This window comes from Vibrio sp. TRT 2004 (assembly GCF_050113735.1).
In the GTDB taxonomy this organism is placed as follows: Bacteria; Pseudomonadota; Gammaproteobacteria; order Enterobacterales; family Vibrionaceae; genus Vibrio.
On sequence record NZ_JBNJOH010000031.1, the window covers coordinates 16,120 to 29,382 of the forward strand.

Genomic DNA, 13,263 nt, shown 5'->3' on the forward strand with positions numbered 1-13,263 from the left:
CCGCTTACAGCGAAGCGGGATTTTTTGCGGGAGTGGGTTTATTTAGTTAGGCTTTGCTATCAGGAGCAACATCAAGCGAACTTTGAATCTTCTTCATCAGTTCAGCGGCACCACCTTGAGAGTTGAGCAAACTCGCTAGAGCAACATTGCTTAAATCGCTACTTTTAAGGTCGGTGTTTTCTAGAATATCTTTAATATCTTGAGGTAAACTACGATTGCCCTCCATGTAGTCTGAAACAAGAGGTTTAAGTACTTTGGATTCTTCGAACTTGCTGTCCATCGCTGCGGCATCCAAAATAGTACGGCGAATCTGTTCAACACCTTCACCACCAAACAACTTGATATCAGCTTGTGACAATGCCTGAGCGATCGCTTGTGCATTTTCACCCACTATCGATTTCTGTGCATCGATACGTGCCAGCTCTAAGTCTTTCTCTTGCTGCAGTTGCATTACCCACTTGTCGTGCTCACGCGTATGTTCGTCATACTGCTGCGCCGCTTCAAAACGAGCTGACTGCGCCTCAGCTTCCGCTAATCCCTTAGCACGCAGCGCCTGAGCCTCAGCTTCACCTGCACTTTGCAAGGTGTATGCTTCCGCTTCACCCGTTTCACGAATCGCCTGAGCACGCTCACGATCGACTTCAACCTGCGCAAGACCCGTTGCACTAATCAACTCTTTCTCTGCTTGTGCCATTCGCTCTTTTGCTGCAGCGTCTTTATCTTTAGCAATAAATTCCGCTTCTGCTCGTTTAACAGCAACAACGTATGCGGCCTCCGCTTCACGTGACTTAACCGCTAACTCATTCTCTGCTTCACGAGTTTTCACTTTCAATTTGGCTTCATTTTCAATTAATAGACGCTCTGCTCTCTCTTTCGCTGCGTCTTTCTCCGCACGAGCCGCAACAAGCAGTTCCAGTTGCGCCGCTTCAGCTGCAGCTTCAGCTTCAACCATGGTCACGCGTTTCTTACGATTTACCTGCTCATTGACACGTAAGTTCTCTGTTTCTTCTTCTTCACGAGCAATCTTACGTTCAATCTCGACACGTTGTGAGCGTGTTTCTGCTACAGATTTAAGAGACTCTTCCACAGTGGTCTCTTTTTGCATTTCTTTTTCTGCAACTTCTGTCGCTGTGCGAACTTTTTCAGTTTCTACAGAACGAGTTAACTCTTCTTCTTGAATGGCAACTTGTCTCTGGTTCGCAATCCGAGTCATCTCCACCTCCATCTGAACACTTTCGCGTTTTTTAGCGACCTCTTCCTCGGTCTCTAACTTAGCCAGCTCTGTAACACGCTGATATTCTTCTTTCTTTTCAGAGGAAAGCGCTTCTTCCTGCGCCTTAATAATTTCAATTTCTCGCTGTGCACGAGCAATGCTCTCCTGCTCTTGCTTGTCCAACTGTAGACGGTTCGCTTCTGCTTCAACATTTTTCTTTTTAATCGTTGTACGCTCATCCTGACGGATAGCATTCGTTTCGGTATTTTTTTGTGCTGTAATAGCTGAAATCTTACGAATACCTTCAACATCAAGGATGTTGTCTGGGTTGTGTGCATCTAATGCGGTCTGATCGATTTTATCAATCACAACATCATAGATCTTAAAGCCATCCATCTCGCTGCCAATCACTTGAACTACCGCATCGCGAAAATCACGGCGATTAGTCAAGAGCTCTTCAAATTCAAATTGCTTCACTGCCGTTTTAAGAGCTTCTGAGAACTTTGGTTGAAAATGCTCTTTCAAGCGCTCCAAGTTAGATGCTTCATGAGCAGTAAAAAGCTTAGCAACTCGAACAATATCTTCTTCTTCATGATTAACGCCAATATAAAAGTCAACTTTCAAGTCAGCTCGAATGTTGTCGCTACAGTGCAGCCCTTCGTACTCTTCACCTTCTTGGTCCTTACGACCACTTCGAATCACTGAGATCTTCTTACGCGTGATATCCATATATTCAAATTGATTGATTACTGGCCAAACAAAGGTACCAGTTAAAGAAGCTCGCGTACGATCTAAGCCGTTGACAATCAACGCATCACCTTCCCCCCTAACTTTCTTATAGCGCGTGGTAAGAAATATAAGAATAAGCATTACTAAACCAATGCCAACCGCGATAAAAACCATACTTGGAGAAATTTCCATTAGCCAACTCCTGTTGTAAAACTCTATTTATTTTTCTGCTATTAAGTAGCGACGAGGCTCTGTTGTTTTAGCTACTATCACAACCTCATCACCATATTTGAACTCAGCGCCCTGATTACAAATCGCATCGAGTAGATACTCGTTACCATTTTGCATAACCATTACCTCTCCCATATCCGTAGTCACTAAACTGCTGTGAACTCGAGCCTTAAGGCCGACAAACTCGACATGAGCAAAAGCCTTCTTCTTATCAAACAGTGGACTCAACGGCTTTAAAAGCCAAGCGGCAATGACTAAAGAAAAATAAGCGATAACAGGCAAAGAAAGGACGTTCAGCCCCTCTAAAAGAACGCCACTCAACCAATTTTGACTGTAGTGAGATACGTAAAATGACATCACTGTGGCGATGAAAAAACTCGTACTCAACGCCACCATCAATGGCACTTTAGAAAGTAGAGGAGGAAGAAGAAGTCCCGCCCCAGGAATATTGTCAATATCAAAAAGATCAAACTCAGATAGTACTGTGCTTTCGACAACGTTAAATACCAAATCAACCAACATCACTAGGGAAATAAAGACCAAAGGGACGAAGAAAACATTGGTTGGAAATGCAGTCAGTACTGAGAAAAATTCACTTAGGTTCATTATATTTATTTATGTGTACAGTCTTATAGAATAGTGCCTTATACCACCACTCATACCAATTAAACTATTGATAATTTAATCATAAAAATATAAATATCAACAATTTAAACCATACCACACAGATTACATAATCAATTTAACAATTAGAAACCATTTACACATTAATATGATCTACTTCATAAAAACTCGTTAGTTCACTAACTTATTGGCACTGGGCCAAGATAAAGTGTTCGGTTCTCTTTTCGCAGAATGGCTATTCACGTATCCTAAGCCGCAATAGAAATAAACGAAAGACGTTGCCCGTGAAAGCTGAACAAAAACACACACCTATGATGCAGCAATATCTCAAGCTCAAAGCTGAGAACCCAGATATTTTGCTGTTTTATCGAATGGGAGACTTCTATGAACTCTTCTACGATGATGCCAAGCGCGCATCTCAGCTATTAGACATATCGCTGACTAAGCGTGGAGCATCCGCTGGTGAGCCTATTCCTATGGCTGGTGTGCCCTTTCATGCTGTCGAAGGGTACTTAGCAAAACTCGTTCAGCTTGGTGAATCCGTCGCTATTTGTGAACAGATTGGCGATCCCGCAACAAGCAAAGGTCCCGTCGAACGCGCCGTGGTGCGTATTGTCACTCCGGGTACAGTGACTGACGAGGCTCTGCTTTCTGAGCGTTTAGATAATCTAATCGCTGCCATCTACCATCACAACGGTAAATTCGGATACGCAACACTTGACGTTACCTCTGGACGCTTCCAGTTAATGGAGCCAGAAACCGAAGAAGCCATGGCCGCAGAGCTGCAACGTACCGCACCCCGTGAGCTACTATTCCCCGAGGACTTTGAACCTGTTCAGTTGATGAACGGCCGTAATGGTAACCGCCGTCGCCCTGTGTGGGAGTTTGAGCTCGACACGGCAAAGCAACAGCTCAACCAACAGTTTGGTACCAAAGATCTGGTTGGCTTTGGTGTTGAACACGCCAAACTCGGCTTGTGTGCTGCGGGCTGTCTTATCCAGTACGTAAAAGATACCCAACGTACCGCACTGCCACATATCCGCTCTTTAACGTTTGATCGTCAAGATCACTCAGTCATCCTCGATGCAGCGACACGTCGCAATCTAGAGATCACCCATAACCTTGCCGGTGGTACAGACAATACATTGGCGGGAGTGCTCGACCATACCGCGACAGCCATGGGCAGTCGCATGCTCAAGCGCTGGTTACACCAGCCAATGCGAGACATCGAGACACTCAACCAACGTCTCAACGCTATCACGGAACTCAAAGAGCAGGCTGTCTACTCTGAACTCCATCCTGTTCTCAAACAAATCGGGGATATTGAGCGTATCTTAGGACGACTTGCGTTACGCAGTGCACGACCTCGTGATATGGCTCGTCTCCGATTTGCCATGCAGCAGTTACCAGAGTTAGCAGAAAACATGGGCAGCCTAGCCAACCCTTATTTGGTTAAGCTGGCACAATTTGCCGCACCAATGGACGATGTTTGTGACTTGCTCGAACGTGCAATTAAAGAGAATCCACCCGTTGTTATTCGTGATGGTGGTGTTATTGCGACTGGCTACAACGAGGAACTCGACGAATGGCGAAAACTCGCTGATGGTGCAACCGAGTTTCTTGATCAACTCGAACAAGAGGAACGCGAACGCCACGGCATTGACAGCCTAAAGGTGGGTTACAACAATGTTCATGGTTTCTTCATCCAAGTCAGCCGCGGGCAAAGTCACCTTGTGCCACCCCATTATGTGCGCCGCCAAACGTTAAAGAATGCCGAGCGCTACATCATCCCAGAACTAAAAGAGCATGAAGACAAGGTTTTAAACTCGAAATCAAAAGCACTCGCGGTCGAGAAACAACTTTGGGAAGAGTTATTTGACCTATTACTACCTCATCTAGAACAGATGCAGAATCTCGCCTCAGCAGTATCGCAAATTGACGTTCTTCAGAACCTTGCCGAACGAGCCGACAGCTTAGATTACTGCCGCCCTAACTTAACAAAAGAGGCGGGTATTCACATTCAGAATGGTCGTCACCCTGTCGTTGAACAAGTAATGGATGAACCTTTTATCGCCAACCCGATTGAGCTCAACTCAAAGCGCAAGATGCTGATTATTACAGGCCCTAACATGGGGGGTAAATCCACGTATATGCGCCAAACCGCTTTGATTGCGTTACTGGCTCATATCGGCTCTTACGTACCGGCTGAATCTGCACAAATTGGCTCAATCGACCGTATTTTTACCCGCATTGGTGCATCTGATGATTTGGCTTCAGGACGATCGACTTTTATGGTTGAAATGACAGAAACCGCCAATATTCTTCACAATGCAACCGCAAACAGCCTAGTGTTGATGGATGAAATTGGTCGAGGCACCAGTACATACGATGGTCTATCTCTGGCTTGGGCCAGTGCAGAGTGGCTAGCAAAACAGCTAGGTTCAATGACCTTGTTTGCCACGCACTACTTTGAACTGACTGAGTTGCCGAATCAAATTCCACATCTGGCGAACGTCCACCTTGACGCCGTAGAACACGGTGACAGCATTGCATTTATGCATGCTGTGCAAGAAGGGGCAGCAAGTAAGTCATATGGCCTTGCCGTTGCTGGACTTGCAGGCGTACCGAAGAGCGTAATTAAAAATGCTCGCACGAAACTCACTCAGCTCGAACAACTCAGCCTCAACGGTGAAAAACCAAGCCAATCTCCTGCTGTCGACATCGCCAATCAACTGAGCTTGATCCCAGAGCCAAGCGAAGTTGAGCAAGCGCTTGCGAACATCGATCCAGACGAGCTCACCCCAAGACAAGCTCTTGAAGAGCTGTATCGATTAAAGAAACTTCTTTAGGTATGAAAAAGGCAGCCAGTTGGCTGCCTTTATTAATATGTTTCGCACTACAGTTTTCGACGCAATAACATCAATGCGATGGTCAGGAATACCACGCTTGGCATGACCGCACCAAATACTGGGGGAATGTTGTAAACCAAGCTAAGAGGACCAAAGAACTCACTCGAAATATAGAAAGTGAATCCGGCAATAACGCCCGAAAGAATCCGAGCACCCATAGTCACACTACGCAAAGGACCAAAGATAAAAGAGAGCGCCATCAGCATCATCACCGCGATAGAAAACGGCTGAGTGACCTTGCGCCAAAACGCTAGCTCATAGCGTGAAGGGTCTTGCTCCGATGCCTTGAGATAACTGACATAATCATAAAGTCCGCCCAAAGAAAGCTCTTCTGGTTTTACCGTTACAACCGCTAACTTATCTGGGGCTAGCGAGGTCGTCCAACTGTACTCAGGTAGGCTTTGCTTCGAAATTTCTACTTCATCCACCATCTCAGTTAGCTCAACATCCTTCATGGTCCAAGTATTATCAGAAACATACTCTACCGTCGCAGCATGGACGACACTTTCGAGACGCTTGTTTGCATCAAAACGCCACATGTTCATACCATAGATTTTGTCGTCTTCGACTTTACCAATAAAGATAAAATCGTTGGCATCACGCGCCCACACACCCGTTCGCACCGATAAGATCGCACCACCAGATGTAGAAAAAGCTCGTAAATCACGTGCCATTTTTTGAGCCTGTGGGGCGCCCCACTGACCAAGCAATGTCACCAATACCATTAGAGGCACTGCCGTTTTAAGCACGGACATACCGATATTAAGCTTAGAAAAACCCGCGGCCTGCATCACCACAAGTTCTGAGCTTGAAGCCAGCATCCCTAACCCAATTAGAGCCCCTAACAGTGCCGCCATTGGGAAGAACATTTCAATATCACGAGGAATACTTAACAGCACAAAAAACAGTGCTTGAATAAGATCGTAAGAACCTTCGCCAACTTTACGCAGCTGTTCAACATATTTGATGATGGCAGACAGGCCAACAAACGTAGCCAGCACTAGAGAGGTCGTGGCAATGATGGTTTTGCCGATATAGAGATCGAGAATTTTAAACACGACTTACGCTGCCTTCTTTCTTTGTCTTAATTTATCTTTAAAGCGGCGAACAGGAATGCTGTCCATCGAGTTGATGCCGATTGCAGTTAACAGTAGTGCAGCATTGATTGGCCACATACCAATAAATGCTGGAATAGATCCATCTTCAAGCGCAGATTTGGTTGCACTAATCGAAAGGAAGTACGCTAAATAAATTAATATCGCTGGTCCCATTTTGGCAAAACGCCCCTGACGAGGGTTAACCGCCGATAGAGGTACGACCAACATGGTCAGTAATGGGATACAAACCACGAGAGAAATACGCCACTGTAATTCTGCTTGCGCTCTTGGATCTGGATTTTGAATCAATTCTAGCGTTGGGATCGCTTCCCAATCTCGCCCTTTACGTTTGACATCTCGTTGACCAATCAGACCTTCGTATTGATCAAATTTCGTCACCATGTAATCCACTCGCGTTGGCACACCTTCATAGCGAGTACCATCATACATGCGAATAACCTGACGCCCATCGCTTAGCTCTTTAACTTCACCTGATTGCGAGAATGAAACACTCGGCAATATAGAGTCACGCGGTCTCATCTGCGCGACAAAAACATGCTTAAGTTGTTTGCCATCAATATCATCGATGAAAACCACCGATGAACCGTCAGGCGTGCCTTGGAAGTGACCTTTTTTAAGCAGATCGACGCTGTTTTCCGCTTCAACTTCTTCTTGAAGCTGAACCAATTTGTCTTGGCTGTAGGGTGAAAAGACAAATGAGTTAAAACCAGCAATAACTCCGGTAATGACAGCAAGGTACAGAGCCGCACGGATCAAGAATTTGTTACCAATGCCAGTAGCATTCATAACCGTAATTTCACTTTCCGCATATAAGCGACCGAAAGTCAGCAAAATACCTAAGAACAGGCTCAGAGGTAACATCAGTAGGCCCATCGACGGCATGCTCAAGGCAACATAATGCATGACCAAACTCGCGGGGATATCCCCATCCGAAGCATCAGCCAAAACCTTAATCAGTTTTTGGCTGAGGAACACTAAAAACAGGATGAAAAATATCGCTAATTGGCTTTTGAGTGTCTCGCGGATCAAATATCTAACAATAATCACGCTGAAATTACCTATACAAAACTTGTTTTTTTAATTGAATCACTATAATTTCCCGTTGAACCTTTTATTTTTAAATTTTTTGGCTAACTGTTAATGCGCTTATTTAAGGATAGTTCCGAGTAAGGAATCAACAAGTAAGACGGCATTATCTAACATTTAGTTCTATTTGTCTTCAGGATGTAGGAGTACGCATGGAGTTCAGTGTAAAAAGTGGCAGTCCAGAGAAGCAGCGCAGCGCGTGTATCGTTGTGGGCGTGTTCGAGCCACGTCGCCTTTCTCCAGTTGCTGAGCAGCTAGATAAAATCAGCGATGGCTATATCAGTTCACTACTTCGCCGTGGTGATCTGGAAGGAAAACCGGGGCAAATGCTCCTACTTCATCAAGTACCAGGCGTGCTATCAGAGCGCGTACTACTCGTTGGTTGTGGTAAAGAACGTGAGCTTGGCGAACGTCAATACAAAGAGATCATTCAAAAAACCATCAACACACTTAACGAGACGGGTTCGATGGAAGCCGTCTGCTTCCTGACGGAACTGCACGTTAAAGGCCGTGATACATACTGGAAAGTACGTCAAGCGGTAGAAGCAACGAAAGATGGTCTTTACACCTTCGATCAATTCAAGAGTGTCAAACCAGAAACACGTCGCCCTCTGCGTAAACTGGTATTCAACGTACCTACACGCCGCGAACTCAACCTCGGTGAAAAAGCGATCGCACATGGTCTAGCGATTGCCTCTGGTGTTAAAGCGTCGAAAGATCTTGGCAACATGCCACCAAATATCGCAAACCCTGCATACCTAGCTTCGCAAGCACGTCGCCTAGCAGACGATTACGAAAGCGTTACGACTAAAATCATTGGCGAGCAAGAGATGGAAAAACTGGGTATGACTTCATACCTAGCAGTAGGCCGTGGCTCTAAAAATGAATCTATGATGTCTATCATGGAATACAAGGGCAACCCAGATCCAGAAGCAAAACCAATCGTTCTTGTTGGTAAAGGTCTAACTTTCGATTCTGGCGGTATCTCACTTAAGCCAGGCGAAGGCATGGACGAAATGAAGTACGACATGTGTGGTGCGGCTTCAGTATTCGGTACCATGAAGGCATTGGCGAAACTGAACCTGCCAATCAACGTTATCGGCGTTTTAGCTGGTTGTGAAAACATGCCAGGCAGCAATGCATACCGTCCAGGTGACATCCTAACAACGATGTCCGGTCAAACGGTTGAAGTGCTAAACACCGATGCGGAAGGTCGACTCGTTCTTTGTGATGCGCTGACTTACGTTGAACGTTTTGAGCCAGATTGTGTCGTTGACGTTGCAACGCTAACCGGTGCTTGTGTGATTGCGTTAGGTCACCATATCAGCGGTGTTATCTCAAACCATAACCCTCTTTCTCACGAGCTAGTCAACGCTTCTGAGCAAGCAAGTGACCGTGCATGGCGTCTACCAATGGCTGATGAATACCATGAGCAATTGAAGAGCCCATTTGCGGATATGGCAAACATCGGTGGTCGCCCTGGTGGCACGATTACTGCGGGTTGCTTCTTGTCTAAATTCGCGAAGAAGTACCACTGGGCGCACATTGATATCGCAGGTACTGCGTGGAAGTCAGGTGCGGCAAAAGGCTCAACGGGCCGTCCAGTCTCGATGCTTGTCCAATTCCTGCTTAATCGCAGTGGCCAAGAGACAGAGGAATAAACCTCAACATCTTTAAAAGGGCCGACAGGCCCTTTTTTATTTTCTGCCTTTGTGTGCAAAAGGATCAGAACATGGCGAACGCTACATTTTATCTCATTGCTGAACAATCTCATCAGGCTACCCCTGATGGATTCGAAGAGTACATTCTGTTTCTTACTCGTCACTTTGCTAAGCAAGGAGCAAAGGTCTACCTTAACTGCAATAATAAATCACATGCAGAACAGTTAGCAGAACGATTTTGGCAAGTCGATAGCAGCGAATTTATGGCTCATAATCTAGTCGGTGAAGGTCCGCGATATGCAACCAATATCGAGATTGGCTATCAGGGGGTCAAGCCTTCATGGAACAGACAATTAGTAATAAATTTGGCTGAAAATGAGACAACCTTTGCGAACAAGTTTGCTGAGGTGGTAGACTTCGTCTCTTGCGAGGAAAAAGCCAAGCAACTGGCGCGAGAAAGATATAAAATCTACCGCCAAGCTGGTTATCAGCTACAAACGATCGAAATCAAACACAACTAACGGTCAATCCTTATAGTTAAGCTCTCCACTCTAGAGAGTTCACTTATAATGATTGACTAAGATTTACCATCAACCAGATAAGATTTTCTCTAAATAGTTGGGCGAAAAGCAAGGCAACAGTGAGTAAGTCCCTATGAATATACATTAAGTATTTGATTAGGGTTTGCGAGTGCAGTTAACACAGCGATCAGCCCAAATATGACGAGAAAAAAGGCGATTATGGAAAAGACATACAACCCAACTTCAATTGAACAGGCTTTATATCAAGCTTGGGAAGAGAAAGGCTACTTCAAGCCACACGGTGACACGACTAAAGAAGCTTACAGCATCATGATCCCGCCACCGAACGTCACTGGTAGCCTACATATGGGCCACGCGTTCCAAGACACTATCATGGATACACTTATCCGTGCTGAACGTATGAAGGGTAAAAATACCCTTTGGCAGGTAGGTACTGACCATGCTGGTATCGCGACTCAAATGGTTGTGGAGCGCAAGATTGCTGCTGAAGAAGGCAAAACAAAACACGACTATGGCCGTGATGCTTTCATCGACAAAATCTGGGAATGGAAAGGTGAATCTGGCGGTACGATCACTAAACAGCTCCGTCGTCTTGGTGCATCTGTAGACTGGGATCGTGAACGTTTCACAATGGATGACGGTCTATCAAATGCCGTTCAAGAAGTTTTCGTTCGTCTATACGAAGAAGATCTTATCTACCGCGGTAAGCGTCTCGTTAACTGGGATCCAAAGCTACACACTGCGATCTCTGATCTAGAAGTAGAAAACAAAGACAAAAAAGGCCATATGTGGCACTTCCGCTACCCACTAGCGGACGGCGTCAAAACTGCCGAAGGCAAAGACTACATTGTTGTTGCGACAACTCGTCCTGAAACAATGCTTGGTGATACTGGTGTTGCAGTTAACCCAGAAGATCCTCGTTACAAAGATCTTATCGGTAAAGAGATCATCCTTCCAATCGTTGATCGTCGCATCCCTATCGTAGGCGATGAGCATGCGGATATGGAAAAAGGTACTGGCTGTGTGAAGATCACACCAGCTCACGACTTCAACGACTATGAAGTAGGTAAGCGTCACCAGCTACCAATGATCAACATCCTAACTTTCAACGCTGATATCCGTGATGCGGCTGAAGTCTTCACGACAAACGGTGAAGCAAGCGATGCTTACTCTACAGATATCCCAGCAAAATACCGTGGCATGGAGCGTTTCGCTGCGCGTAAGGCTATCGTTGCTGAGTTTGACGAACTGGGCCTGCTTGAGGAAGTGAAAGATCACGACCTAACGGTTCCTTACGGTGACCGTGGCGGTGTGGTTATCGAACCAATGCTGACAGACCAATGGTACGTTCGCACAGCGCCTCTAGCTGAAACGGCAACAAAAGCGGTTGAAGATGGCGAAATCCAATTCGTTCCTAAGCAATACGAAAACATGTACTTCTCTTGGATGCGTGACATTCAAGACTGGTGTATCTCACGTCAGCTATGGTGGGGTCACCGCATTCCAGCATGGTACGACAATGACGGTAATGTATACGTAGGTCGCTCTGAAGAAGAAGTTCGTGCTAACAACAACTTAGCGCCAGTCGTGGTTCTACGCCAAGACGACGACGTACTGGATACTTGGTTCTCTTCTGCACTATGGACGTTTGGTACTCAAGGTTGGCCAGAAAACACTGACGACCTGAAGACATTCCACCCTTCAGATGTATTGGTTACGGGTTTTGACATCATCTTCTTCTGGGTTGCTCGTATGATCATGATGACGATGCACTTCTGTAAAGATGAGAATGGTAAACCACAAGTACCATTCAAAACGGTTTACGTTACTGGTCTAATCCGTGACGAAAACGGCGACAAGATGTCTAAGTCTAAAGGCAACGTTCTTGACCCTATCGATATGATCGACGGCATCGACCTAGAGTCTCTTGTTGAGAAGCGCACTGGCAACATGATGCAGCCTCAACTTGCAGCGAAGATCGAGAAGAACACACGTAAGACATTTGAGAACGGTATCGAACCATACGGTACTGACGCACTGCGTTTCACTCTCGCGGCAATGGCTTCTACTGGTCGTGACATCAACTGGGATATGAAACGTCTAGAAGGTTACCGTAACTTCTGTAACAAGCTATGGAACGCGAGCCGTTACGTACTCATGAACACAGAAGAGCAAGATTGTGGCTTTGGTGCTGGTGAAGTTGAATACTCTCTTGCAGACAAGTGGATCGAATCTCAGTTTGAGCTTGCAGCGCAAGAGTTCAACGCCCACCTAGATAACTACCGTCTAGATATGGCAGCGAACACAATTTATGAGTTCATCTGGAACCAATTCTGTGACTGGTACCTAGAGCTAACCAAACCTGTTCTATGGAAAGGAAATGAAGCTCAGCAACGTGGTACACGTCGCACGCTAATCACAGTTCTAGAGAAGACGCTTCGCCTAGCACACCCAGTGATTCCTTACATCACCGAGACTATTTGGCAGAGCATCAAGCCTCTTGTTGACGGCGTTGAAGGTGACACCATTATGCTTCAAGCGCTTCCTCAGTTTGATGAAGCAAACTTCAACCAAGAAGCTCTTGATGACATCGAGTGGGTTAAGTCATTCATCACCAGCATTCGTAACCTACGTGCTGAGTACGACATCAATCCAGGTAAACCACTTGAAGTTATGCTAAAAGCGGCAAACGAAAAAGATGCAGCTCGACTAGAAGCAAACAAACAAGTTCTAGTTTCTTTAGCGAAACTTGAGTCAGTGCGTGTTCTTGAGTCAGGCGAAGAAACTCCAGCGTGTGCAACAGCACTCGTTGCTAAATCTGAACTGATGATCCCAATGGCTGGTCTTATCGACAAAGATGCGGAACTTGCTCGTCTCGATGGTGAAATCAAGAAGACTCAAGGCGAAATCAAACGTCTTGACGGTAAGCTAGGTAACGAAGGCTTCGTTGCTAAAGCACCGGAAGCTGTTGTTGCGAAAGAGCGTGAGAAACTAGAAGGCTACAAAGAGACATTAAGTAAGCTAGAAGAGCAAAAAGCAACAATTGCAGCGCTATAAGTTTGTTCTCTTAGATTAAATAACATCAAGGCTGGTCTCAACGACCAGCCTTTTTATTTACATCTATATTATTGAATGGGCTTGGTTTGTTTC

At 45.6% G+C, this 13,263-nt stretch carries 8 protein-coding genes; 4 read left to right on the forward strand and 4 right to left on the reverse strand.

What is annotated here, in order from left to right; genetic code table 11:
- Nucleotides 1-46 precede the first annotated feature (46 nt).
- A complete protein-coding gene (locus tag ACQEXR_RS13180; RefSeq protein WP_427020499.1) occupies nt 47-2,134 on the reverse strand; it encodes a peptidase in 2,088 nt (695 codons plus the stop codon).
- Nucleotides 2,135-2,161: 27 nt separating this feature from the next.
- The gene (locus tag ACQEXR_RS13185) at nt 2,162-2,779 is read right to left on the reverse strand and encodes a DUF1449 domain-containing protein (protein ID WP_427020500.1); all 618 of its coding nucleotides are present in this window, start codon (nt 2,777-2,779) and stop codon (nt 2,162-2,164) included.
- 302 nt (nt 2,780-3,081) lie between these two features.
- Here ACQEXR_RS13185 and mutS point away from each other — a divergent pair, with 302 nt between their 5' ends.
- Nucleotides 3,082-5,646: a DNA mismatch repair protein MutS gene (mutS, locus tag ACQEXR_RS13190; protein WP_427020501.1), complete on the forward strand. Its 2,565-nt coding sequence runs from the start codon at nt 3,082-3,084 to the stop codon at nt 5,644-5,646.
- Nucleotides 5,647-5,693: 47 nt separating this feature from the next.
- Here the strand turns inward: mutS and lptG are convergent, their stop codons facing one another.
- On the reverse strand, nt 5,694-6,764 hold the full coding sequence (gene lptG, locus ACQEXR_RS13195) for an LPS export ABC transporter permease LptG (RefSeq protein WP_138971942.1): 1,071 nt from the start codon (nt 6,762-6,764) through the stop codon (nt 5,694-5,696).
- Between the two features lie 3 nt (nt 6,765-6,767).
- Complete coding sequence (lptF, locus tag ACQEXR_RS13200; RefSeq protein WP_331417754.1) at nt 6,768-7,871, reverse strand: LPS export ABC transporter permease LptF; 1,104 nt, start codon at nt 7,869-7,871, stop codon at nt 6,768-6,770.
- 191 nt (nt 7,872-8,062) lie between these two features.
- On the opposite strand from lptF, the gene pepA reads away from it, so the two are divergent.
- The 3 genes from pepA (at nt 8,063) to ACQEXR_RS13215 (ending at nt 13,170) form a co-directional block, all read left to right on the forward strand.
- On the forward strand, nt 8,063-9,571 hold the full coding sequence (gene pepA, locus ACQEXR_RS13205; protein WP_138971941.1) for a leucyl aminopeptidase: 1,509 nt from the start codon (nt 8,063-8,065) through the stop codon (nt 9,569-9,571).
- Between the two features lie 71 nt (nt 9,572-9,642).
- Nucleotides 9,643-10,092 carry a DNA polymerase III subunit chi gene (locus ACQEXR_RS13210; RefSeq protein WP_427020502.1) on the forward strand — a complete coding sequence of 150 codons (450 nt, stop codon included), beginning with the start codon at nt 9,643-9,645 and terminating at the stop codon, nt 10,090-10,092.
- Between the two features lie 219 nt (nt 10,093-10,311).
- Complete coding sequence (locus tag ACQEXR_RS13215) at nt 10,312-13,170, forward strand: valine--tRNA ligase (protein ID WP_331417752.1); 2,859 nt, start codon at nt 10,312-10,314, stop codon at nt 13,168-13,170.
- The last annotated feature ends 93 nt before the right edge of the window (nt 13,171-13,263 follow it).